At 64.7% G+C, this 24828-nt stretch carries 19 protein-coding genes; 12 read left to right on the top strand and 7 right to left on the bottom strand.

All coding sequences use genetic code 11. The features are described 5' to 3' along the window. Genes ABIB91_RS25455 through ABIB91_RS25445 form a run of 3 tightly spaced genes read left to right on the top strand, consistent with a single transcriptional unit; the run spans nt 1 to nt 4701 of the window. Nucleotides 1-2388 carry a xanthine dehydrogenase family protein molybdopterin-binding subunit gene (locus tag ABIB91_RS25455; RefSeq protein WP_354168301.1) on the top strand — a complete coding sequence of 796 codons (2388 nt, stop codon included), beginning with the start codon at nt 1-3 and terminating at the stop codon, nt 2386-2388. Between the two features lie 11 nt (nt 2389-2399). Further along, complete coding sequence (locus ABIB91_RS25450) at nt 2400-3197, top strand: FAD binding domain-containing protein (RefSeq protein WP_354168299.1); 798 nt, start codon at nt 2400-2402, stop codon at nt 3195-3197. Nucleotides 3198-3213: 16 nt separating this feature from the next. Continuing rightward, nucleotides 3214-4701, top strand: a complete 1488-nt coding sequence (locus ABIB91_RS25445; RefSeq protein ID WP_354168297.1) for an amidase — start codon at nt 3214-3216, stop codon at nt 4699-4701. A 3-nt stretch (nt 4702-4704) separates the two neighbouring features. Here ABIB91_RS25445 and ABIB91_RS25440 read toward each other — a convergent pair whose 3' ends face one another. After that, nucleotides 4705-5604 (bottom strand): LysR substrate-binding domain-containing protein, encoded by a 900-nt coding sequence (locus ABIB91_RS25440; protein ID WP_027519799.1) that lies wholly within the window; start codon nt 5602-5604, stop codon nt 4705-4707. A gap of 202 nt (nt 5605-5806) precedes the next feature. Between ABIB91_RS25440 and ABIB91_RS25435 the strand changes: the two genes are divergently transcribed. After that, nucleotides 5807-6604: a fumarylacetoacetate hydrolase family protein gene (locus ABIB91_RS25435; protein ID WP_354168295.1), complete on the top strand. Its 798-nt coding sequence runs from the start codon at nt 5807-5809 to the stop codon at nt 6602-6604. 99 nt (nt 6605-6703) lie between these two features. On the opposite strand, the gene ABIB91_RS25430 is transcribed toward ABIB91_RS25435, so the two are convergent. Together ABIB91_RS25430 and ABIB91_RS25425 are read right to left on the bottom strand one after the other, a co-directional pair. Continuing rightward, nucleotides 6704-7555 carry an HpcH/HpaI aldolase/citrate lyase family protein gene (locus tag ABIB91_RS25430; protein ID WP_354168293.1) on the bottom strand — a complete coding sequence of 284 codons (852 nt, stop codon included), beginning with the start codon at nt 7553-7555 and terminating at the stop codon, nt 6704-6706. Then, on the bottom strand, nt 7555-8007 hold the full coding sequence (locus ABIB91_RS25425) for a MaoC family dehydratase (RefSeq protein WP_211399565.1): 453 nt from the start codon (nt 8005-8007) through the stop codon (nt 7555-7557). The genes ABIB91_RS25430 and ABIB91_RS25425 overlap by 1 nt, the downstream gene beginning before the upstream one ends. Nucleotides 8008-8231: 224 nt before the next feature. On the opposite strand from ABIB91_RS25425, the gene ABIB91_RS25420 reads away from it, so the two are divergent. Then, on the top strand, nt 8232-9398 hold the full coding sequence (locus tag ABIB91_RS25420) for an acyl-CoA dehydrogenase family protein (protein WP_354168290.1): 1167 nt from the start codon (nt 8232-8234) through the stop codon (nt 9396-9398). Nucleotides 9399-9459: 61 nt separating this feature from the next. Here the strand turns inward: ABIB91_RS25420 and ABIB91_RS25415 are convergent, their stop codons facing one another. The 3 genes from ABIB91_RS25415 to ABIB91_RS25405 form a co-directional block, all read right to left on the bottom strand. Then, nucleotides 9460-11046, bottom strand: coding sequence for an AMP-binding protein (locus ABIB91_RS25415; RefSeq protein ID WP_354168288.1), 1587 nt, complete (start codon nt 11044-11046; stop codon nt 9460-9462). A gap of 33 nt (nt 11047-11079) precedes the next feature. Beyond that, the gene (gene upp / locus ABIB91_RS25410) at nt 11080-11715 is read right to left on the bottom strand and encodes a uracil phosphoribosyltransferase (RefSeq protein ID WP_354127265.1); all 636 of its coding nucleotides are present in this window, start codon (nt 11713-11715) and stop codon (nt 11080-11082) included. A 192-nt stretch (nt 11716-11907) separates the two neighbouring features. Continuing rightward, the gene (locus ABIB91_RS25405) at nt 11908-12375 is read right to left on the bottom strand and encodes a hypothetical protein (RefSeq protein WP_354168286.1); all 468 of its coding nucleotides are present in this window, start codon (nt 12373-12375) and stop codon (nt 11908-11910) included. Between the two features lie 484 nt (nt 12376-12859). Here ABIB91_RS25405 and ABIB91_RS25400 point away from each other — a divergent pair, with 484 nt between their 5' ends. The 6 genes from ABIB91_RS25400 (at nt 12860) to ABIB91_RS25375 (ending at nt 21004) form a co-directional block, all read left to right on the top strand. Beyond that, the gene (locus tag ABIB91_RS25400) at nt 12860-12949 is read left to right on the top strand and encodes a K(+)-transporting ATPase subunit F (protein WP_018454042.1); all 90 of its coding nucleotides are present in this window, start codon (nt 12860-12862) and stop codon (nt 12947-12949) included. A 31-nt stretch (nt 12950-12980) separates the two neighbouring features. After that, the gene (gene kdpA / locus ABIB91_RS25395; RefSeq protein ID WP_354168283.1) at nt 12981-14684 is read left to right on the top strand and encodes a potassium-transporting ATPase subunit KdpA; all 1704 of its coding nucleotides are present in this window, start codon (nt 12981-12983) and stop codon (nt 14682-14684) included. A 49-nt stretch (nt 14685-14733) separates the two neighbouring features. Then, entirely contained in the window at nt 14734-16848 is a 2115-nt protein-coding gene (gene kdpB, locus ABIB91_RS25390) for a potassium-transporting ATPase subunit KdpB (RefSeq protein WP_354168281.1), read from the top strand. Between the two features lie 106 nt (nt 16849-16954). Then, nucleotides 16955-17557, top strand: a complete 603-nt coding sequence (locus tag ABIB91_RS25385) for a K(+)-transporting ATPase subunit C (protein ID WP_354168279.1) — start codon at nt 16955-16957, stop codon at nt 17555-17557. 37 nt (nt 17558-17594) lie between these two features. Next, nucleotides 17595-20318, top strand: a complete 2724-nt coding sequence (locus tag ABIB91_RS25380) for a DUF4118 domain-containing protein (protein ID WP_354168319.1) — start codon at nt 17595-17597, stop codon at nt 20316-20318. Next, nucleotides 20315-21004, top strand: a complete 690-nt coding sequence (locus ABIB91_RS25375) for a response regulator (protein WP_354168277.1) — start codon at nt 20315-20317, stop codon at nt 21002-21004. Before ABIB91_RS25380 ends, ABIB91_RS25375 begins: the two co-directional genes overlap by 4 nt. Nucleotides 21005-21147: 143 nt before the next feature. On the opposite strand, the gene ku is transcribed toward ABIB91_RS25375, so the two are convergent. Continuing rightward, entirely contained in the window at nt 21148-22032 is an 885-nt protein-coding gene (gene ku, locus ABIB91_RS25370) for a non-homologous end joining protein Ku (RefSeq protein WP_354168275.1), read from the bottom strand. 117 nt (nt 22033-22149) lie between these two features. On the opposite strand from ku, the gene ligD reads away from it, so the two are divergent. Then, the gene (ligD, locus tag ABIB91_RS25365; protein ID WP_354168317.1) at nt 22150-24828 is read left to right on the top strand and encodes a DNA ligase D; all 2679 of its coding nucleotides are present in this window, start codon (nt 22150-22152) and stop codon (nt 24826-24828) included.

Genomic DNA, 24828 nt, shown 5'->3' with positions numbered 1-24828 from the left:
ATGGGCAATGTGATCGGGATCGGCGCTTCACCCAAACGGAAAGAGGACCAGCGCTTCCTCACCGGCCGCGGCAATTACGTCTCCGACATCAAGCGTCCCGGCATGACGGCGGGTGTGTTCGTGCGCTCGCCGCACGGACACGCGATCCTGCGCGGCATCGACAAGAGTGCGGCGCTCGCATCGCCCGGCGTCATCGCGGTCCTGACCGGCGAGGATGCCGCCGCGGACAAGCTGGGATCGCTGCCCTGCGGCTGGGGTATCTCGGATGCCAAGGGCGTGCCGATGAAGGAGCCCCCATTCCCGATGCTGGCGCAGGGCAAGGTGCGCTTCGTCGGCGACATGGTGGCCTTCGTCGTCGCGGAGACGCCGGCGCAGGCCAGCGCGGCGGCCGAACTGCTCACGGTCGATTACGAGGTGCTGCCCTCAGTGGTCGGCGTGCTCGAAGCCGTGCGGCCCGGCGCGCCGCAATTGTTCGACGACGTGCCGAACAACCTCTGTTGCGATTGGGAGCTCGGCGACAAGGCCGCGGTCGAGACTGCGTTCCGGAAAGCGGCGCATGTCGCAAAGCTCAGCCTCGTCAACAACAGGCTGATCGGCAACCCGATGGAGCCGCGCGCGGCGATCGCCGAATATGAGCCCGGCACGGATCGCTTCACGCTGTGGACCACCAGCCAGTTCCCGCATGTCGTACGCTTCCTGATGGGCGCGCTGGTGCTGAACATTCCGCAGCACAAGCTGCGCGTGGTCGCGCCCGATGTCGGCGGCGGCTTTGGAGTCAAGCAGTTCCACTACGGCGAGGAGGCCGTGATCACCTGGGCCGCCAAGCGCGTGATGCGGCCGATCAAATGGGTCGCGAGCCGGTCGGAAGGCTACGTCTCCGATCGTCACGGCCGCGATCACGTCACCGAGGCCGAGCTTGCACTGGACGAGACCGGGAAGTTCCTGGCCTTCCGTGTCAACACGCTCGCCAATATGGGCGGCTATCTCTCGACCTTCGGGCCGAACATCCCGACCAATCTCTACGGACCGCTGCTCGGCGGCGTCTACACCACGCCGGCAATCTACTGCAACGTGAAGGTGGTGTTCACCAATACCGTTCCGGTCGACGCTTATCGCGGCGCCGGCCGTCCCGAGGCGACCTTCGTGCTGGAGCGCATCGTCGACGTCGCAGCCAGCGAGATGGGCATCGATCGCGTCGAGATCCGCCGGCGCAATATGATCCCGAAGGAGGCCTATCCCTACCAGACGCCGGTGCTGGTGCAGTATGATTCCGGCGATCCGATGGGATGTCTCGACGGCGCTCTTGTCGCGGCCGACGTCAGGAATTTCGGTATCCGCAAGGCGGAGTCGGCGCGCAGGGGCAAACTCCGCGGGCTCGGCTACTCGACCTATGTCGAGGCCTGCGGCCTCGCGCCGTCGCGCTTCGCGGGACGATTGGGCGCGCGCGGCGGGCTCTATGAGAGCGCCACGGTGCGGGTGCATCCGACCGGCCAGGTCACGGTCATGATCGGCACGCACAATCACGGCCAGGGCCACGAGACGACGTTCGCGCAGATCGTCTCGGAAAAGCTCGGCGTCGCGTTTGACAATGTCGACATCGTGTTTGGCGATACCGATCGCGTGCAGTTCGGCATGGGTACCTATGGCTCGCGTTCGCTGGTGGTTGGCGGCGCGGCGCTGTCGAAGGCGACCGACAAGGTGGTCGCGAAAGGCAAGAAGATCGCGGCGCATCTGCTTGAAGCGGCCGAGATGGACATCCAGTTCGAGGCCGGAAAATTCTCGGTCGCAGGCACCGACCGCATGAAGACGTTCGAGGAGATCGCGGGCGCCGCTTACGTGCCGCACGACTATCCGCTCGAAGTGCTGGAGCCGGGACTGGAAGAGCAGGCTTATTATGATCCCGTCAACTTCACCTATCCCGGCGGCTGCCACATCGCCGAGGTCGAGATCGACCCGGAAACCGGCACGGTGACGCTGGTCAATTACACCGCGGTGGACGACGTCGGCACGGTCATCAACCCGATGATCGTCGAGGGCCAGTTGCACGGCGGCATCGTGCAGGGCGTCGGTCAGGCGCTGTACGAGAACGCGGTCTATGACGAGGGCTCGGGCCAGCTGCTATCGGGCTCGCTGATGGACTACTGCATGCCGCGCGCCGACCATATGCCGATGATGAACATCTCGACCCATTCGACGCTGTGCACGCACACGCCGATGGGCGTGAAGGGCTGCGGCGAGGTCGGCACCATCGGTTCGCCGGCCGCGGTGATCAACGCGGTGGTCGATGCGCTGTCGCATCTCGGCGTCACCCATGTCGACATGCCGGCGACGCCGAACCGGATTTGGCGCCTGCTTCAGAATGCATCGCTGCCGGTCGCTGCGGAATAGGGAGGACAATCATGAAACCGTTTGCCTATCACCAGCCGGACCGGATTCCCGACGCTGCCAAACTGCTGACCTCGATCGAGGACAGCAAGCTCGTCGCCGGCGGCATGACGCTGATCCCAACGCTGAAGCAGCGGCTGGCGAGCCCGCCTGCCTTGATCGATCTGTCGAAGCTCGGGAATCTGAAGGGCATCACCGACGGCGGCGCCACCATCACCATCGGTGCGATGACGCCACACGCGGTGGTGGCCGCCTCCAAGCTGGTGCAAGGAAAGATTCCCGGTCTCGCCGCGCTGGCGTCGATGATCGGCGATCCCGCCGTGCGCATTCGCGGCACGATCGGCGGCTCCGTCGCGAACAACGATCCAGCGGCCGATTATCCGGCAGGTGTGCTCGGTCTTGGCGCGACCGTCGTCACCAGCACGCGCGAGATCGCGGCCGACGGGTTCCTCCGCGGCCTGTTCGAGACCGCGCTCGAGCCTGGCGAGATCATCACGGCGATCCGCTTTCCGGTGCCGCTCAAGGCGGGCTACGCCAAGTTCAAGGCGCCAGCGTCGCGCTATGCGCTGGTCGGCGTGTTCGTCGCGAAATTCGCCGATGGCGTTCGCGTGGCCGTGACCGGAGCGGGCTCCGGCGTATTCCGCGTTCCCCCGATGGAAGATGCGCTGTCTCGAAGTTTCGATCCGTCCGCGATCGCGGCGATCAAGATCGACACCGAGGGTCTCACCTCCGACATCCATGCCGAAGCCGACTACCGTGCGCATCTCGTCACGGTCATGGCCAAGCGCGCCGTCGACGCGGCGCTCAGCTAGCACTTTAGGGTTGATGATGACTGATGGTTTTGGCCGAACGGCCTTCCCGCCGGCGCTGACTGGCCTTGGCTCGCTTTCCGCAACCGAGATCCTGGCCGGCTACCGGCGCAAGGCGTTCACTCCGCGCGATGTCGTCGACGACACCATTGCCGCCCTGGAGGTGACGAATGGGGCCTGCAACGCGGTGGTGACGCCGATGTACGAGCAGGCGAGGGCGGAGGCCGATCGTCTCACCAGGGAGATGCGTGCCGGCGAGGCCAAGGGGCCGCTCGCCGGTATACCTGTGACGATCAAGGACCTGGTCTTTGTCGCAGGCGTGCCGGCCTATGGCGGCTCGCCGATGAACAAGGCATTCGTGCCCGATGCCGATGCGGCCGTTGTCTCGGCGCTGAAGGAGGCGGGTGCAATCGTCACCTGCAAGACCACGACCTGCGAGTCCGGATACAAGTTGACGGCGGACAGCCCGGTCACTGGCACCACGCGCAATCCCTGGAACGCCGGTCGCACCAGCGGCGGATCGAGCGGCGGCGCGGCGGCGGGCGTTGCCGCCGGCTGCGGTCCGATCGCGATCGGAACCGATGGCGTTGGCTCGATCCGCGTGCCCTCGTCCTTCTGCGGTGTGTTTGGCCTGAAGCCGACCTTTGGCCTGGTGCCGCGTTCGCCCGGCTTCTCGCCACCGTCCTGGGGCTCGCTCGCACATACCGGGCCGATCACGCGCACGGTTGCGGATGCCGCGCTGACGCTGGAGATCATCGCCGGCTACGATCTGCGCGATCCCGCGAGCCTGCCGGTGGCGGCGCGGCGGTTCGATACGAAGGCCGCGCCGTTGAACGGCATTCGTATCGGCGCCAGCGTCGATCTCGGCTACGCCGCTGTCAGCCCCGATGTGCGCGCGGCGTTCGGCAAGGCGTTGGCCATTCTCGATGCCTGCGGCGCGCAGGTCACCATGGATGGTCCGGGCCTCGATCCCGGCATCCTCGAGCACACGCTGAAGCCGATCGCCTTTACCGAACAGGCGGCGGCTGTCGCGAGCAAGACCACGGCCGATCTCGCCAGCTCCGAAGCAGATTATCTTGACGTCATCAGTGCCGGCCGGCGCTACAGCGGCACGGACTATATCGAAGCGGGGTATCGCCGCGGCCAGGCTCGCAGCGGCTTCCTGAAGCTTTTCGAGCGCGTCGATGCGCTGGTGACGCCGACCGTGGCGGTGACTGCGTTCGAGGCCGGCCGTCTCGGCGTCGAGACGATCGACGGCGGCAAGGTCGATCCGCATCTCGGCTGGTCGCCCTTCACCTGGCCGATCAACCTCGCCGGCCTACCGGCCGCGACGCTGCCCTGCGGCTTCGATCGCGAGGGAATGCCGATCGGCTTGCAGATCGTCGCTGCCTGGCTCGACGAGCCCACGATCTTCCGCATCGCCGCTGCGTTCGAAGCGGCGCAGCCCTGGGCAGCGTTCTGGCCGTCACTGGCGCTCCGCGAAAAGCCGGCGCGCGCGAAGGCATGAAGCTCAGGACAGCTCGATCGGATCGCCGCGGCCGCTGAGTTCCTCGTCGAGGCGCAGATAGTGCGCGAGATAGTCGTGCAAGGCGGTCGCCGCCTTCGAGGTCGCGCCGCTCGACTTGTAGAGCAGCAGCTCGATCTTCGGCAGCGGCGGCAGGCCCTCGTTCGGGCCGATCTCGCGCATCGCCGGCACCAGCGCGCTGCGGCCAAGTACAGTCACGGCCATGCCGGCGAAGGCCGCCGCCTGGAGGCCGCCGACGCTTTCGCTGACGCAAGCGATGCGCCAGCGCAAATTCGCGCGTTCCAGCGTGTCGATCGCGTAGTCGCGATAGATGTTGCCCGGCGGTAGCAATGCCAGCGGAATGGGCCGTTCCTGGTGCGCGGCGGACTGCTCGCCGGTCATCCAGACCAGTTGCTCGCGCCGTACCACCTGGCCGCCCGTAAAATCGTTCATGCGGGTGACGAGCGCGATGTCGACATCGCCGCGCTTGACCAGGCCCACCAGCGGCGTCGAGAGCGCGCAATTGAGCTCGACCTGGACGCGCGGGAAGGATTTTCGGAACACGCTGAGGATCTGCGGCAGCATGAAGGCGGCGTAGAGGTCGGGCGTGCCGAGCACCACCTGCCCCTCGATCTCCTGCGACGCCAGTTGCGAAATCAATTCGTCATGCAACCGGAGGATGGATTTGGCGTAGGTGAGAACCGTCGTGCCGTCCTCGCTCAGCGTCAGCCGGCGGCCGGCATGCTCGAACAATTGTTTCCCGGTGAGCTCCTCCAGCCGCTGCAATTGCAGGGTGATCGCCGGCTGGGTGCGGCCCAGCCGCCGCGCGGTCTCGGTAATGCTGCCGGTCTCGACCACGGAGATCAGCGACCGGAGCATGCGGATATCGAGGCTGATGAGGTTCATGCGGCATCCATGTCGCCCAGAATTTATGCAAGTTCCATGCTAGTGGCGAAAGGGAGCCGGTTTGGAAGGCGCGGCTGCAGGTGGCCTGTTCTCGTCGATCAGAGGACGTGCCGGTGCAGCATTGCTGGCATACTGAATATTGATTATCAGGCGGGTCGGCGCGCATGATGCGCCCAACGAACATAAAAAGGGAGCACAAAACATGAAAGAGATCTCACCAACGCGACGAGAGCTGCTCGCAATTGCCGCGGCCGCAGGTGCTGTTTCGATCGCGGAAGTTGCGCCGGCTGCGGCGCAGACCGGGCCGAAGCCGATCTTTCCAGTGCCGATGGTCACCATCCCGATCGTCGGCGAAACCCAGGTGTTCCAGGTCCGACGCATCTACTGCATCGGGCGCAACTACGCGGCGCATGCGATCGAGCGCGGCTCGGACCCGAACCGCGAGCCGCCGTTCTTCTTCCAGAAGCCGACCGACGCAATCCAGAACGTCGCGATCGGCGAGGTCGCCGATCATCCCTATCCGTCGCTGACCAAGAACTATCACCACGAGGTCGAGCTGGTCGCCTCGCTGAAATCCGGCGGCAGCAACATCCCGGCCGAGAAGGCGCTCGACCACGTCTATGGTTACGCGCTCGGCCTCGACATGACCCGGCGCGATCTCCAGAACGGCATGGCCGCGGAGAAGAAGCCCTGGGAGATCGGCAAGAGCTTCGACCACGCCGCGGTGCTCGGCCCGATCCACCCGGCCAGCAAGACCGGTCATTTCGACAAAGGCGCCATTTCGCTGGCGATAAATGGCACCGTGAAGCAGAGCTCGGATCTCAGCAAGATGATCTGGAGCGTGGCCGAGCAGATCGCAAAACTGTCGGAAGCGTTCGAGCTCAAGGCCGGCGACATCATCTATTCCGGCACGCCGGAGAATGTCGGTCCGGTCGTGAAGGGCGACGTGCTCTTGTGCAAGCTCGACGGCTTGCCGGACATGTCGATCAAGATCGTCTGATCTTGGCCTCTCCCCGCGTGCGGGGAGAGGCCGGAATTTGCGCGAGCAAATTCCGGGTGAGGGGGACTCTCCGCGAGTTCAGTTTATTCCGTTCCTGATCTAGCTCTGGCCGAGAATCTTCATCGCAGCACGAAGATGCGGCTTGTCGATCATCTGGCCGTCGAGGCGCAGCGTGCCGGAGTTCGGATTGCTCGCGAATGCTGCGATCACCTTCTCGGCCCAATTGCGCTCGGCCTCGGTCGGTTCGAACGCCGCGTTGACCACGTCGACGTGCTTAGGATGGATCAGCGCTTTCGCCGAAAAACCGTCGCGCCGCGCCGCGCGCGTTTCCTGTTCGAGCCCGATGAGATTGTCGATCTCGGTATAGACGGTGTCGATTGGCGCGACTTCGGCCGCGGCGGCCGCCATCAGGCAGAGATCGCGCGCCAGGCGATAAGGGCTGTGGAACACGCCGCCTGACGCTTTCTCGGTCGCACCGAGCGAGGCCGAGAGATCCTCCGCGCCCCACATCAGGCCCGCGAGGCGAGGAGAGCAGCCCTTGTAGCTGCCGAGCCCGAAGATCGATCCTGCGGTTTCGGTCGCGACGCAGACGATGCGCGTTGCGCCGATGGCGATGCCAGCCGCAGCCTCCAAAGCTTCCAGCCAGGTCGCGACCTGCCGCACGTCGTCGCCGCCCTGCGATTTCGGCAGCACGATGCCGTCGGGCTTGCCCGGCATCACCGCCGCGAGATCGGCGAGCGTCATGCCGGTGTCGAGCGCGTTGACCCGGACATAGAGCTGATGGGGCTTGTTGCGGCCGTTGAGCATCGCCAGCGTCAATCCGCGCGCCTCCGGCTTCTTGTCGGTGACGACGGAATCCTCGAGATCGATGATCAGCGCGTCGGCGTTGCCTTCGCTGGCCTTCTCGAATTTGCGCGGGGAGTCGCCCGGCACGAACAGCATCGAACGCATCAGACCGGCCTCTTGTGCATCATCGCCATGCGGCGGCATTTTCCGACGATCTCGTCGTTCTGGTTGAGAGCGTGGTGCTCGAACTCGACGATGCCCGCCTTGGGGCGCGATTTGGATTCCCGCAACGAAAGCACCTTCGTCGTCGCCCGCAAAGTGTCGCCATGGAAGACCGGTTTCGGAAAAGTGACGTCGGTCATGCCGAGATTGGCGACGGTGGTTCCCATGGTCGTATCATAGACCGTCATGCCGATCATGATGCCGAGGGTGTAAAGGCTGTTGAAAATGCGCTGGCCGAACTCGGTCTGGGCCGAAAAATGCGCGTCGATGTGCAGCGGCTGCGGATTGAGGGTCAGCAGGCTGAACATGGTGTTGTCCATCTCCGTGACGGTCCGCGTCAGGGGATGCCTGAACTCCTGGCCAACGGAAAAGTCTTCGAAATAAAGTCCGGCCATTGCGCTCTTCCTCCCTGCGAAATAACCGCGCGCTCACACCGTCGCGCCGCATGATCCTATGCATGGTACACACACTTGACAGGAAAATTCACGTACCTGAAGCCGGCTTTTCGAGCTAAAGAACGCGGGGCACGTCGGGGCACGGCAATCAGCCAAGGCCTTCGCGTGGGAAACGCGAAGAGGAGGGAGATTGCGCGCTCGCGGCTCCCAGCAAGGAGACCATCATGGATTTCGCGCTCACTGATCAGCAGGAAGCCATTCGCGACACTATCGCGAAGATCTGCGAAGGCTTTCCCGATGCCTATTGGCTGAAGAAGGATCACGACGGCGGCTTTCCGCACGACTTCCACAAGGCGCTCGCCGATGCCGGCTGGCTCGGCATCTGCGTGCCGGAGGCCTACGGTGGCTCCGGGCTCGGCATCACCGAAGCCGCGATCATGATGCGCACCATCGCGGAATCCGGCGCCGGCATGTCCGGCGCGTCAGCGGTGCACATCAACGTGTTCGGTCTCAATCCCGTGGTCGTGTTCGGCACGGAGGAACAGCGCAAGCGCATGCTGCCGCCGATGGTCGAGGGCCGCGAGAAGGCGTGCTTTGCCGTCACCGAGCCCAACACCGGGCTCAACACCACCCAGCTCAAGACCCGGGCGGTGGCCAAGAACGACCGCTACATCGTCAACGGCCAGAAGGTGTGGATCTCGACCGCGCAGGTCGCGCACAAGATCCTGCTGCTGGCGCGCACCACGCCGCTGGAGGACGTGCGCTCGCCGACGCATGGGCTGAGCCTGTTCTATACCGACTTCGATCGCAACAGGATCAAGGTCCACGAGATCGAGAAGATGGGCCGCAAGGCCGTCGATTCCAACGAGCTGTTCTTCGAGGATTTCGAGATTCCCATGGAAGACCGGATCGGCGAAGAAGGCAAAGGCTTCCAGTACATCCTCGAAGGCATGAACCCGGAGCGCATCCTGATCGCGGCGGAAGCCGTCGGCCTCGGCAAGCTCGCGCTGTCGCGCGCCACCGAATACGCCAAGACCCGCGTCGTGTTCAACCGGCCCATCGGCAAGAATCAGGGCATTCAGCATCCGCTGGCCGTAAACTGGGTCGAGCTCGAGGCGGCCTGGTTGATGGTGATGTCGGCGGCCTGGCAATACGACAAGGGCATGCCTTGCGGCGGCGCCGCCAATGCCGCGAAATACATTGCGGGTGAGGCCGGATATCACGCCTGCGAGCAGGCGGTGATGACCCATGGCGGCTTCGGCTATGCCAAGGAGTTCCACGTCGAGCGCTACTTGCGCGAAGTTCTGATCCCGCGCATCGCACCGGTCAGCCCGCAGCTTGCGCTCAGCTTCATTGCGGAAAAGGTGCTGGGGCTGGCCAAGTCATACTAGGCTTGAGCGCGCACCATTGTGGGGCGCTGCGATGGTCGCCTCCAAGCGAAGCCCATAGACGTTATTCGGCAGCGATCCGCTCCATCGCCATGGCTCGAAGCCGGGCGCGCTGGATCTTGACGCCGTTGGCACTGTCGGTGACGGGGAAAGCTTCCACGACATAGATCCGCGCCGGGACCTTGTAGCCGGCCAGCCGCTCGCGCAGACGCGCGATCAACGCGTCCTGCTGCGGCGGCTCGTGGTGGGGTTCCCGGGCGGGGATCACGAAGGCAACGCAGCGGGCGTTTCCCTTCAAATCGACCGCGACGACCTGGGCATCGGCCACGCCAGCGCACGATTTGAGCTCGTCCTCGATCTCGCCGGGCGCAACCAGGAAGCCGCCGAGCCGCATGGCATCGCCCGCGCGGGTTTCGTAGACGAAGGAGCCGTCGCCGCGCAGCCGGCCGATATCGCCGGTGCGGAAGAAGCCATCCGCGGTGATGGCGTCGCGCGTCGCATCGGGATTGTTGTAGTAGCCGAGGAAGCGTGACGGCGCCCGGATCTCGATCTCTCCGGATACACCAGGAGCCGCAAGTTCGCCGCTCTCCGTGTCGCGCACACGGACCTTGGCCTCCGGCGACATCGGCCAGCCGCCGCCCTCGATGCGATCTGTGAAGGCGTCACTCGAGCGTGCGATCGAGAACAGCGCCTGAACCTCGCTCGAACCGTAGAGGCCGTGCAACGGCATGCCGCGCGCCTCGGCCTCGGCAGCGAGCTCGCGCCAGCCGGGCTGGAACGCGGCAAAGCCGCAGGGTTCGAGATGCGGAAACGGATGCGGCGCCTCGGTGAGGGCGAGGATGCGGCGGAACATCTCGTCCGAGCCAAAGGCATGCGTGATCCCGCACTCGCGGAGAAGCTTCAGCGCCGGCGCGGCCTCGAAGGCGTCGAGCGCATGGACGGTCGCGCCCGCTGCGACGAAGCCGAGCAGGCTCGTCATGCCAAAAGTGCCGCAGAACGGCAGCATGGCCAGCAGCGCATGGCGCTGTGGCGAGAGTTTGAGCGCCTTGGCAACGGAGGCGGCGTGCGTGGCCAACGTTCGCTGCGAATGCGCGACAAGCTTCGGTCCCTTGGTGGTGCCCGATGTCGTGTAGAGCAGAACCGGCAGATCGAAATCATCCTGAGCAGGCGGGGCAGGCGGATAGCGCTTCTCGAAGGCATCGAGGCGCACGCAGGGCCATTGGGCGGGAATCTCATCCGCGCCGACCACCGCGATCTCTCGCAGCGCAGGCACCTCGTCCTTCGCAATGTCGGCGAGAATAGCGACAAAGTCGATCGAGCGGAACGCGGCTTCGATCACCATCAGACGGGCGCCGGACAGCTTCAGGAGATGCGCGACCTCCGCGCTGCGGTAGCGCGTATTGACGGCGGCGACGATTGCCCCAAGCCGGGCGGCCGCGAACAGCAGCGGGATCCATTCGATCCGGTTGACCAGCCAGACCGCGACGACATCGCCCTTGCCGATACCGCGCGCGGCAAGCCAGGCGGCGGTCTGCTCGATCTTTTCCGAGAATTCCGCGCGCGAGACCGGCGTGCCGTCGAACACGAAGGCCGGGTCGGCGGCGGCTTCGGTCTGGATCAGCGATTGCAGCGAAAATTCGTTAGCGCTCATGGCAACCGGACTAACCCGATCGCGCGAACCTGTCTACTTGGTGCCGAACATCCGGTCGCCGGCGTCGCCCAGCCCCGGCACGATGTAGCCGTGGTCGTTGAGCCGCTCGTCGATCGCGGCGGTCCAGACCGGAACGTCGGGATGCTCGCTCTGGAACTGCGCGATGCCTTCAGGCGCGGCCAGAAGGCAGACGAAGCGGATGTCGCGGGCGCCGCGCGCCTTCAGCAGCGAGGCGCCGGCGCAGGCCGAGTTACCGGTCGCCAGCATGGGATCCATCAGGATCACGGTGCGGTCCGACAGGTCCTGCGGCGCCTTGAAGTAATATTCCACGGCCTGCAACGTCTCGGGATCGCGGTAGAGCCCGATATGGGCGATGCGCGCCGAGGGCATCAACGCCAGCATGCCGTCGAGGAAGCCGACGCCGGCGCGCAGGATCGGCGCCAGCGTGAGCTTCTTGCCGGCGATCTTGGGCGCCCGCATTGGCGAAATCGGCGTCTCGATATCGACCAGCTCCAGCGGCAGGTCGCGCGTCACCTCGTAGCCGAGCAGCATCCCGATCTCGTTCAGGATCTCGCGAAAGCTCTTGGTCGAGCGGTCCTTCTCCCGCATCAGGGAGAGCTTGTGCTGGACCAGGGGATGGGCGACCACGTTGACGTTGCTGATGCTCATGAAACCGATCTACACGGTTCCGTGAAACTGCGCCAGATCGGCCGAGTGTTTTTGGCCACGCCTTTTAGCCGTGCCTCTTGGCCACGGAGCCGGTTGCTCGCCCCGTGGGCAGCCATGGTCAATTCGCGGTCGATGCGCCTGAGGGCTTATGCTCCGAGGCTGCGCGCCACGACTGTGATGACAAGCGGCGGACTAGCCGAAATTTTCGCAGCCGACCGGCTCATAGAGCGGGTCAGACGCGGGACGAACAGTGGGAACGCTCGGACGCGAAACTTCCAGGGCCAATGCCTCGACCTCGATGAAAGCCGACAGCAGCGCCAGCGAAAGATCGACGTGGCTGGCCTCGACCGCGGCGTCGAGCCAGTCCGGCAACTCGCGTTCGCGCGAGAGCGCACAGTGCCATTCGCCCTCGTCATAGGCGATGCGGCGGACCTGCCATAGCGGCAGCTCCAGCTCTACCAGCGCCAGCGTGGCATCGGCCCAGGCCTCGACATCGATCAGGCGCATGATGCGTGCGGTGCGTTCGCTTGGTCCAAGCGAAGGGAAGCGGCGGCAGACGTGCGCGATGATGTCGAGCATCAACGGCCGCGTCATCACCTGCGTGTTGCGCAAGCGGTCGCTGAGTGACGGCAGTTCGTGGTGTCGGCGTGCGGCGGTCATGTCAGGCCTCCTGGAATTGGCGTCGGTCAGTCGGCCGGCCTCTCCAAGATGGCGAATATGGCATTTGAAAACGATATGGGGGCGGGGCGGGAGATATAGGGATTTCATAAGTGTGGGATGGGGCGGTGGCGCGCCATTCTTCGCCGGGACGACGATGTGATGTGCCTCGCGAGCGTTGTCCGACCACGCCGTCAGCCCCGGCCCTTTATGAGATTCCTATAACTTCGCCACGGCCTTCGTCTCGAAAACCTATGCCCGCGGTGGCACTTCAGCACGGTCAAAAGTCCCGGTAGGCGCCGTGGAATGCACCGGCATTTCCTTTCACGCGCCGACCGGGTCTCCCGAGAAACGGTTGCGCCGAAATCAAGGGCGCAACGAGGAGTATCTCCATGATGGACATTCTGATGCTGGCGCTGGGCTTCGGCTTCTTCGCCCTTGCGATCGGCTACACCTACGCCTGCGAGCGGCTTTGAGGGAGCGGACCATGATCTTCGATTATTCGCTCGCCGGTGCCGTTTCGCTCGGCCTCCTGTTCTACCTCACTTACGCGCTGCTGCGGCCCGAGCGATTCTGACCGTGCTCACGAAGCCTGAAGGGTTGATTTCATGACTATGATCGGTTGGCTCCAGATCATTCTCTTTTGCGTCATTATCGTCGCGCTCGTAAAGCCGCTCGGCTGGTACATGACGAGCGTGTTCAACGGCGAGCGGACCTTCCTGTCGCCGGTGCTGCGTCCGATCGAGGCCGGCATCTACTGGTTCTCCGGCGTCGACGAGAAGCGCGAGCAGCATTGGCTGACCTATACGGTCGCCATGCTGCTGTTCCACGTCGGTGGCTTTCTCATCATCTACGGCGTGATGCGGCTTCAGGATGTATTGCCGTTCAATCCAGCCGGGCAGTCGGCGGTCGCCGCCGACTTGTCCTTTAACACCGCGATCTCCTTCATCACCAACACCAACTGGCAGAACTACGGTGGTGAGAGCACGATCTCCTATCTCGTGCAGATGCTCGGCCTGACGCACCAGAATTTCTTGTCGGCGGCGACCGGCATCGCGCTGGCGGTGGCGCTGATCCGTGGCTTCTCGCGTGCGTCGGCGCGCACCGTCGGGAATTTCTGGGTCGATGTCACCCGCTGCACATTGTACGTCCTGCTGCCGATCTGCATCGTCTACACGCTGTTTCTGGTTTGGCAGGGCATACCGCAGACGCTTGGCGATTATGTCGATGCGACAACGCTCGAAGGCGCCAAGCAGACCATTGCGGTCGGCCCGGTCGCCTCGCAGGTCGCGATCAAGATGCTCGGCACCAATGGCGGCGGCTTCTTCAATGCCAACGCCGCGCACCCCTTCGAGAACCCGACCGCGCTGTCGAACTTCGTGCAAATGCTGTCGATCTTCGCGCTCGGCGCGGCGCTGACCAACGTGTTCGGCCGCATGGTCGGCAACCAGCGCCAGGGCTGGGCAATCCTGTCCGTGATGGGCGTGCTGTTCGTCGCTGGGGTCGCCGTCACCTATTGGGCGGAAGCCAGCGGCACTTCGACCATGCACGTGCTCGGGCTGACCGGCGGCAATATGGAGGGCAAGGAGGTCCGCTTCGGCATCGTCGCGTCCTCGCTGTTCGCCGTGATCACGACGGCCGCCTCCTGCGGCGCGGTCAACGCCATGCATGACAGCTTCACCGCACTCGGCGGCATGATTCCGCTGATCAACATCGAGCTCGGCGAAGTCATTGTCGGCGGCGTCGGCGCCGGCATGTACGGCATGCTGCTGTTCGTCATCCTCGCGATCTTCGTGGCGGGCCTGATGGTCGGCCGCACGCCGGAATATGTCGGCAAGAAGATCGAGGCGCGCGAGGTCAAGATGGCGATGCTCGCGATCCTGGTGCTGCCGCTGATGATCCTCGGCTGGACCGCGGTCGGCGTGGTCTATCCGGCGGCGGTCGCCTCAATGGCGAATGCCGGGCCGCACGGCTTCACCGAGGTGCTCTACGCCTTCACCTCGGCGACCGGCAACAACGGCTCGGCCTTCGCAGGCCTCACCGGCAACGCTTTCTTCTACAACCTCACGCTGGCAAGCGCGATGTTCGTCGGCCGCTTCTTCATGATCATCCCGGCGATGGCGATTGCGGGTTCGCTGGCCGCCAAGAAATCGATCCCGCCGTCCGCGGGCACCCTCCCGACCACGGGCGGGCTGTTCGTCGGCTTCGTTGTCGGCGTGATTCTGATCATCGGCGGCCTGACCTTCTTCCCGGCCCTCGCTCTCGGTCCCATCGTCGAGCATCTCGCGATGAACGCCGGCCAAGTGTTCTGACCAGCGAGTGTTCTGATCGACCGCCTTCTGACTGTTCGGAGTGACCTCCATGGATACCATGAAACTGCAAAAACGCGCGTCCGTCTCGGCGATGCTCGATCCCAAGATCGTCGTGCCTGCGATCCGCGCGTCCTTCGCCAAGCTCGATCCGCGCTTGATGATCAAGAATCCCGTGATGTTTGTGGTCGAGATCGTGGCCGCGCTCACCACTGTGATCTTCCTGCGCGATCTCGTCACGGGCGGTGGGAATCTCGGCTTTACCTTCCAGATCATCGTCTGGCTCTGGTTCACGGTGCTGTTCGCCAACTTCGCCGAAGCGGTGGCCGAAGGCCGTGGCAAGGCGCAGGCGGAATCGCTGCGCAAGACCCGCACCGAGAGCCAGGCCAAGCTGCTGACCGGCGCCGGCCTGGCCTTCAATCTCGTGCCGGGGACCAGCCTCAAGGTTGGTGACATCGTGCTGGTCGAGGCCGGCGATACCATCCCCTCCGATGGCGAGGTGATCGAGGGCGTTGCTTCCGTCAACGAAGCCGCCATCACCGGCGAGTCCGCACCCGTGATCCGCGAATCCGGCGGCGACCGTTCGGCGGTGACCGGCGGCACCCAGGTGCTGTCCGACTGGATTCGCGTGCGGATCACGGCAGCGCAAGGTTCGACCTTCATCGACCGCATGATCAAGCTGGTCGAGGGCGCTGAACGAGCAAAGACCCCGAACGAGATCGCGCTCAACATCCTGCTGGCCGGCCTCACCATCATCTTCGTGTTCGCAACCGTCACCATCCCGAGCTACGCGGCGTATGCCGGCGGCTCGATTTCGGTGGTTGTGCTGGTCGCGCTGTTCGTGACGCTGATCCCGACCACGATTGGCGCACTGCTGTCGGCGATCGGCATCGCCGGCATGGACCGCCTGGTCCGCTTCAACGTGCTGGCGATGTCCGGCCGCGCCGTCGAGGCCGCCGGAGACGTCGACACGCTGCTGCTCGACAAGACCGGAACGATTACACTCGGCAACCGCCAGGCGACCTCCTTCCGCCCGGTGCGCGGCGTCACCGAGCAGGAGCTCGCGGACGCGGCCCAGCTCGCCTCGCTTGCCGACGAGACCCCGGAGGGCCGTTCGATCGTGGTGCTGGCCAAGGAGAAATACGGCATCCGTGGCCGCGACATGGCCGAGTTGGGAGCCACCTTCATCCCGTTCACGGCGCAGACCCGCATGAGCGGCGTCGACGCCGGCGGCTCGTCAGTGCGCAAGGGCGCGGTCGATGCCATCCTCAACTATGTCGGTGGTGGTGCACCGCTGGTGGTCGCCTCAGGCAACACGGCTCGTTCCATCCAGCCCGCCGGGCTCTCGGACATCGGTCGCGAGATCCAGACCATTGCCGACGACATTTCGAAGGCCGGCGGCACGCCGCTGGCGGTCGCCAGGGACGGTAGGCTGCTCGGCGTCATCCAGCTCAAGGACATCGTCAAGGGCGGCATCCGCGAGCGCTTTGCCGAGCTGCGGCGCATGGGCATCCGCACCGTCATGATCACCGGCGACAATCCCATGACGGCCGCCGCGATTGCAGCGGAAGCCGGCGTCGACGACTTCCTGGCGCAGGCAACCCCGGAGGACAAGCTCAAGCTGATCCGGGACGAGCAGGCCAAGGGCAAGCTGGTGGCGATGTGCGGCGACGGCACCAACGACGCGCCGGCGCTCGCTCAGGCCGACGTCGGTGTCGCCATGAACACCGGCACGCAGGCAGCCCGCGAGGCCGGCAACATGGTCGACCTCGACTCCAACCCGACCAAGCTGATCGAGGTGGTCGAGATCGGCAAGCAGCTGCTGATGACGCGCGGCGCGCTGACCACGTTCTCGATCGCCAACGACGTCGCGAAATATTTCGCGATCATCCCGGCGATGTTCCTGGCGTTCTACCCCCAGCTCAACGTGCTCAATGTCATGAACCTGTCGAGCCCGCAGAGCGCTATCCTGTCGGCGATCATCTTCAACGCGCTTGTTATCATCGCGCTTATCCCGCTGGCGCTCAAGGGCGTCGCTTATCGCGCGGTCGGGGCCGGCGCATTGCTCCGGCGCAACCTGCTGATCTACGGCCTCGGCGGCATCGTCATTCCCTTCATCGGCATCAAGGCGATCGATCTCGTGGTCGTTGCCTTGCACCTGGCTTAACCCGTCATTGCGAGGAGCGAAGCGACGAAGCAATCCAGACTGCCTCTGCGGAAAGATTCTGGATTGCTTCGCTTCGCTCGCAATGACCGAGAAATAGGAGAAACACATGCTCAGAGAAATCCGCCCCGCCATCGTCCTGCTGCTGGTGCTCACCGCCGTCACTGGCTTGGCCTATCCCCTCGCGATGACCGCTATTGCCGGCGCAATCTTCCCCGCGCAGGCGCAGGGCAGCCTGATCGAGAAGGACGGCAAGGTGATTGGCTCCGCCCTGATCGGGCAGGAGTTCAAGGACGACAAATATTTCCACGGCCGTCCCTCCGCGACGGTAGCGCCGGACCCGAACGATTCGACCAAGACGGTGCCGGCGCCCTACAACGCCGCCAATTCGGGTGGCTCCAATCTCGGCCCGACCAGCAAGGCGCTCGCCGACCGGCTGAAGGAAGATGTGGACAAGCTCAAGAGCGAGAACCCCAATGTCGCCGTGCCGGTCGACCTCGTGACGACCTCGGCCAGCGGCCTCGATCCGGATATCTCGCCGGAAGCGGCGGAATTCCAGGTGCCGCGCGTAGCGAAGGCGCGAAACGTGCCGGAGGATCAGGTCAAGCAAATGGTGGCTTCCAACATCCAGGGCCGCCTGCTCGGCCTGATCGGCGAGCCCCGGGTCAACGTGCTGGCTCTCAATCTCGCGCTCGATCGTGCCACGAAGTAGTCTAGGCTAGGTCCGCGCGGATGATTATATTGACGTGATGGTCCGAGAGCGCCGCGATCCCGAACAACGTCCTTCGCCCGAGGCGCTGCTGGAAGCCGCGCGCCGGGAGGAGGGCGTGAGCGGCAAGCTGAAGATCTTCGTCGGCGCCGCTCCCGGCGTCGGCAAGACCTGCGAGATGCTGCAAAGCGCCCACGCCAGGCGCAAGTCAGGCATCGACGTCGTGGTCGGCTTCGTCGAGACCCATGGCCGGGCCGAGACCGAGGCGCTGGTGCGCGGGCTGGAAGTGATCCCGCGCAAGAAGCTCGATTATCGCGGCCAGACTGTCGAGGAAATGGACCTCGACGCCGTGATCGCGCGCCGGCCGAAAATCGCGCTGGTCGACGAGCTCGCCCACACCAATGCCGCCGGCAGCCGCCATCCAAAACGCTATCTCGATGTCCAAGAACTGCTGTCCCATGGCATCGACGTCTACACCGCCGTCAATATTCAGCACATCGAGAGCCTGAACGACGTCGTTGCGCAGATCACCCATGTGCGGGTGCGGGAGACCGTGCCGGATTCGGTGTTCGACCGCGCCGACGCCATCGAACTGATCGATCTCACGCCGGACGACCTGATCCAGCGGCTGAAAGAGGGCAAGGTCTATGTCTCCAGGCAGGCCGAGCGGGCGCTGGAGCATTATTTCTCGCCGGGCAACCTGACCGCGCTGCGCGAACTCGCGCTGCGGCGCACGGCCGAGCGGGTCGACGAGCAGCTGCTCACCCACATGCAGGCGAATGCGATCGCGGGTCCCTGGGCCGCAGGCGAGCGCATCCTCGTCTGCGTCAGCGAAGATCCGCGTGCGGCCAGCCTCGTGCGCTACACCAAGCGGCTGGCCGACCGGCTGCACGCGCCGTTCATCGCGGTCTCGATCGAGACGCGGCGCTCGCTCCAGCTCTCCGACGAGCAGCGCGACCGACTGGCCGATACGCTGCGGCTCGCGGAATCGCTTGGCGGTGAGGCGCTGACGATTCCGGGCGTCGGCCGCCGCCTCGCCGACGACGTCGTCAACTTCGCGCAGGGCAACAACGTCACCCAAATCGTGATCGGCAAGTCGACGCGCTCGCTCTGGTTCGAGATGACGCGCGGCTCCGTCGTGCACGATCTGGTGCGCCGCGCCGGCAATATCAGCGTGCATGTCATTCCTGGCGACGAACTCACGAGCGAGCCGGCGCCGAAGACGACGGTGCAGACCGCAACGCGATCGGACCCGTTCGATGCCAGGCCCTATCTGAAGGCGCTCGGGATCACCGCGCTTGGCCTCGCTGCTGCCGTGGCCATCAAGCCGTATTTCGGCATTGAGAACGTCGACCTGATGTTTCTGACCGCCGTGGTGACGGTTGCCGTGCGCTACGGATTGTGGCCGTCGTTGCTTGCGAGTGTCGCGGCGTCGCTCGCCTACAATTTCTTCTTTCTGCCGCCGGTCTATACCTTCACCATCACCGATCCGACCAATGTCGCGGCGTTCTTTTTCTTCATGCTGATTGCGTTCGTGGTGTCGAACGTCGCGGGACGGGTCCGAACCCAGGCCGATGCTGCGATCGGCCGCATCCGAACCACCGAACAGCTCTATGCTTTCAGCCGCAAGCTCGCCGGCACCGGCACGCTCGACGACGTTCTGTGGGCGACCGCTTACCAGATCGCGCTGATGCTGAAAGTCCGCGTGGTGCTGCTGTTGCCGGAGGACGGCCTGCTCACGGTGAAGTCGGGCTATCCCCCCGAAGACGATCTCGATCAGGCCGATCTTGCCGCCGCCAACTGGGCCTGGAGCAACGACCGCCCTGCAGGCCGCGGCTCGGACACCCTGCCTGGCGCAAAACGGCTGTTCCTGCCGATGCGCACCGGGCGCGGCCCGATCGGCGTGATCGGCATCGACGACGACCGCACCGGTCCCTTGCTGACGCCTGACCAGCGCCGGCTGCTCGATGCGCTGGTCGACCAGGGCGCGCTGGCGATCGAGCGCGTGCTGCTGGTCGAGGACGTCGATCGCGTCAAGCGCTCCGTCGAATCCGAGCGGCTGCGTTCCGCATTGTTGACGTCGATTTCACACGACCTGAAGACGCCACTCGCATCCGTGCTAGGTGCGGCCTCGACCATGCGCGATCTCGCCAGCGCGCTCTCCGACACCGAGAAGCGCGACCTGCTCGCGACGGTCATCGACGAATCCGAACGGCTCAACCGCTTCATCGCCAATCTGCTCGACATGACCAAGCTCGAATCCGGGGCCATCGTGCCCAACACGGCGTTGCACGATCTCGGAGAGATCGTCGGCAGCGCGCTCCGGCGGGCAGCCAAGATCCTCACCGCCCACAAGGTGGAGTTGGAGTTGGCCGCAGACCTGCCTATGCTCCAGCTCGATGCGGTGCTGTTCGAGCAGGTGCTGTTCAACCTGCTCGACAACGCCGCCAAATATTCGCAGCCCCACGCGGTGGTCTCGATTCGCAGCCGGCGCGACAGCGATCATGTGGTGCTCCAGATTGCCGACGAGGGCGACGGCATTCCGTCCGAGGAGCTCGAGAGCGTGTTCGACAAGTTTTATCGCGCGCAGAAGGGCGACCATGTCCGTCCCGGCACCGGGCTCGGGCTCGCCATCTCCCGCGGCTTCGTCGAGGCGATGCATGGCACGATCTCGGCCGCGAATCGCAGCGACCGGAGCGGCGCGGTTCTGACCATCCGCCTGCCCATTCCGGCCCCGACCCACGCATTGGATACCGCCGCATGAGCGCAGCCCCGATCAAGGTGCTGGTCATCGACGACGAGCCGCCGATCCGCAAATTGCTGCGGATGGGGCTCTCGACGCAAGGCTATGAGATACTGGAGGCGTCGAACGGCAAGACCGCGCTGGAGAAGCTCAGCGAGGGTCCCGCGCTGATCATCCTCGATCTCGGCCTTCCCGACATCCAGGGCCATGAGCTGCTGCGCACCATCCGCGCCCGCAACGAAGCTGTGCCGATCGTGGTGCTGTCGAGCCGTGGCGACGAGGTCGGCAAGGTGGAGGCGCTGGATCTCGGGGCCGACGATTACCTGACAAAGCCGTTCGGCATGGACGAGCTGCTGGCGCGCCTGCGCGCCGCGCTGCGGCACCAGCTTCAGATCCAGGGCGAACGCCCGGTGTTTCGTGCCGGCGATCTCTCGGTCGATCTGGTGCGCCGGATCGTCAAAGTCGGCGAGCGCGACGTCAAACTGTCGCCGAAGGAATATGACCTCCTGCGTGTGCTGGTGCAGCACGCCGGCAAGGTGCTCACCCACCGCTTCCTGCTGAGGGAGCTCTGGGACGAGTTGACCGACGCGCAATATCTGCGCGTCTATGTCCGCCAGCTCCGGCAGAAGATCGAGGCCGATCCGGAACGGCCGCAATATGTGCTGACGGAGACGGGCATCGGCTATCGGTTGAAGGCGGGGGATTGACGCTGTATCCCTCATCCTGAGGAGCGCGGAACGCGCGTCTCGAAGAATGAAGGCCCGACTGCAGGGGCGAGGCCTGCATGGTTCGAGACGGCGCTTCGCGCCTCCTCACCATGAGGGAAGAGAGCGAAGTGCGCGGCGGAGAGCTAACCCGCCTTCCTCTGCCGCGCCGTCGGTCGGTGCGTCTTCTTCGTGGCGCGCTGCCGCCCCGATGCCCGGCGCGCATGGGACTTCGCCGCCGTCTTCTTTCCGCCGCGTCCCTTCAAGCTCTGCTTCAGCGCATCCATCAGGCTGACGACGTTGCTTGGCTTCTCTTCAGGCTCCGGCAGTTCGATTGTCTTGCCGCTGGCCTTGCGCTTCACCAGGGCCTTCAGCGCGTTCTCGTAGTCGTCCTTGAACTTGCTGGGATCGAAATGGGAAGCCTTGGTCTGGAGGATATGGCCGGCGAGCTCAACCATGTCCTTGGTGATCTTCGGGCTCTTGATGTCGTCGAAGAACTGGTCCTCGTCGCGCAGTTCGTAGGGGAAGCGCAGCGTGGTGCCGAGCAGGCCCTTGCCGAGCGGCTCGATCGCGATGATGTGCTCGCGATTGGTGAGCACGATCTTGGCCAGCGCGACGCGATCCTGGTCCTTCATGGCGTCGCGGATCACGGCAAAAGCATCGACCGCGGCCTTGCCGTCGGGCGCGATGTAGTAGGGATGGCTGAGGTAGCGCTGGTCGATCTCGTCGCTCGGCACAAAGCTCTCGATGTCGATGGTGTGATTGCTCTCGATCTGGACCGCTTCGAGCTCCTCTGGCTCGATCTCGACATATTTGCCCTTGCGCAGCTCGTAGCCGCGGCCCTTCTGGTCGCTCTCGACGACGTCGCCGGTCTCGGCGTCGATCATCTGCTGCTTCAACCGGTTGCCGGTCTCGCGGTTGATCATGTGAAACCGCGTCTTCTCGGCCGCGGTGGTCGCCGGATAAAGCACAACGGGACAACTGACCAGCGAGAGCTTCAACGTTCCCTTCCAATAGGCGCGCGGTGCCATTCCGTTCTCCAGCGTCTGCGAGTCATTTTGGAACCCCAACCGTCCCGCGGGGTTTTGGTTCCGGGTGGGATGCGGGCCGTGATAGGCTTTCACGCCAAAGAGAATCCGGGACCAGTCGTGCTGCAAAAGCTCTCCAAGTATCGACAGAAACGTGATTTCGAGAAGACGCCGGAGCCGTCGGGCAAGGCCGCGGTGGCGCCATCGAAGCAACGGCGCTTCGTGATCCAGAAGCATGACGCTTCGCGGCTGCACTACGATCTGCGGCTCGAGTTCGATGGCGTCTTCAAGTCCTGGGCGGTGACAAAAGGGCCCTCGCTCGATCCGCACGACAAGCGGCTGGCCGTCGAGGTCGAGGACCACCCGCTCGACTATGGCGACTTCGAGGGCACGATTCCGGAGGGCCAGTACGGCGGCGGCACGGTCATGCTGTGGGACCGCGGCACCTGGGAATCCGAAGATCCCGAACGCGGTTTCAAGAAGGGCGATCTGAAATTCACACTGCATGGCGAGAAGCTGCACGGCAGCTGGGTCCTGGTGCGCATGCGCAACGATCGCACCGGCGGCAAACGGACCAATTGGCTCTTGATCAAGCATCGCGACGAATATGTTCGCGAGGGCGCAGACAACGACATTCTCGAGGAGGACAAGTCGGTCGCCTCAGGGCGCGCGATGGAGCAGATCGCCGGAGGCAAGGGGCGCGCGCCAAAACCGTTCATGCTGGCGAAGGGCACCAAGGCCAAGGCCGACGCGGTCTGGCAGTCCGATCGGGCGGACGAGGCGAAAGGGCGCACGGTCAAGCCGGCGCCGCGCGCGGCGTTGAAGGCCGGCAGGACGGCAAAGAAGAAAGCCACGACCGCAACGACCGCGAAGAACGCGGCGGAGATGCCGGACTTCGTCGCGCCGCAGCTCTGCACGTCGGTCGAGCGCCCGCCGGGCGGCGATGGCTGGTGCCACGAGATCAAGTTCGACGGCTACCGCGTGCAGCTGCGGGTCGAGGGCGGCAAGGCGACGTTGAAGACGCGCAAAGGCCTCGACTGGACCGAAAAATTCGCGAGCATCGCGAAAGAAGCAGGCGCGTTACCGGACATGATGATCGACGGCGAGATCGTCGCGCTCGACCATAATGGGGCACCGAACTTTTCGTCGCTCCAGGCGGCGCTGTCGGACGGCAAGACCGAGGAGCTGATCTTCTTTGCGTTCGACCTGCTGTTTGCGGAGGGTCTCGATTACCGCCGGCTGCCGCTCGGCGAGCGCAAGGCGCGGTTGAAGGAGCTGCTGGAGGCGCGCAAGCGCAAATCGAGCCAGATTCGCTATGTCGAGCATTTCGAAAGCGGCGGCGACGCCGTGCTGCAATCGGCCTGCAAGCTCGAGCTCGAGGGCGTGGTGTCGAAGAAGCTCGACGCGCCCTATCGTTCGGGGCGGACGGAAAGCTGGACCAAGGCAAAATGCCGCGCCGGCCATGAGGTCGTGATCGGCGGCTACAAGACCACCAATGGCAAATTCCGCTCGCTGATGGCCGGCGTGCACCGCGGTGACCATCTCGCCTTCGTCGGCATGGTCGGCACCGGTTTCGGCGCCGACAAGGTCAAGCGCATCATGCCGTCCTTGAAGGCCATGGAGGCGAAGCAAAGCCCCTTTGGCGGCAAGAATGCACCGAAAAAGACGCGCGAGGTGCACTGGCTGAAGCCGGAGCTCGTGGCCGAGATCGAGTTCGCCGGCTTCACCGCCGACGGGAATATCCGCCAGGCCGCCTTCAAGGGTCTGCGGCAGGACAAGCCGGCGGAGGAGGTGGAGGCTGAGACACCGGTCGATACCGAGCTTGCCGAGCCCTCGACGAAGCCGCGCGCGAAAGCGAAGACCGGCGCACGAACGGCCCAGGCCGGCGGCAGTGCCGAAGTGATGGGAGTCGTCATCTCCAAGCCGGACAAGGAGCTCTGGCCGGACGATGGCAATGGCGATCCCGTCACCAAGCTGGACCTCGCGCGCTATCTCGAAGCCGTCGGCGAATGGATGATCGCGCATCTCAAGGGTCGGCCGTGCTCGCTGATCCGCGCCCCCGATGGCATCAAGGGCGAATGCTTTTTCCAGCGTCACGCCATGCAGGGGACATCGAATCTTCTGGAGCTCGCAAGGGTCTCCGGCGATCGCAAACCCTATTTGCAGATCGACCGCATCGAGGGGCTCGCCGCGGTGGCGCAGATCGGCGGTGTCGAGCTGCATCCCTGGAATTGCGCGCCCTACGCCTACGATACCCCGGGCCGGCTGGTGTTCGATCTCGATCCGGCGCCCGACGTCGTCTTCGCCGAGGTCGTCGAGGCCGCCAAGGAGATGCGGCAGCGGCTGACCGACATCGGCATGGAAAGCTTCTGCAAGACCACCGGCGGCAAGGGCCTGCACGTCGTGGTGCCCTTGCGTCATGGCGCGCGCGACCAGGTGAGCTGGAAAGAGGCCAAGGCCTTCGCGCAAGGCGTCTGCCAGTGGATGGCGGACGACGCTCCCGAGCGCTATCTGCTCAACATGTCGAAGAAGCTGCGCAACGGAAAGATCTTCCTGGACTATTTGCGCAACGACCGCATGTCGACGGCGGTGGCCCCTCTGTCGCCGCGTGCACGCGCCGGCGCCACCGTGTCGATGCCGCTCACCTGGGCGCAGGTGAAGACCGATCTCGATCCGAAGCGCTATACGCTGCGGGCGGTGCCGGGGCTGCTGCCGCGGTCGAAGGCGTGGGATGGTTATGACGATGCGGCCGTGTCGATCAAGGCAGCGATCAAGAAGCTCGCGGGGAAAACGAAGTAG

Source organism: Bradyrhizobium sp. JR4.3, assembly GCF_040547695.1.
In the GTDB taxonomy this organism is placed as follows: Bacteria; Pseudomonadota; Alphaproteobacteria; order Rhizobiales; family Xanthobacteraceae; genus Bradyrhizobium; species Bradyrhizobium canariense.
The sequence above is the reverse complement of the archived record's forward strand: the minus strand, read 5'-3'. Positions and strand labels throughout refer to the sequence as shown.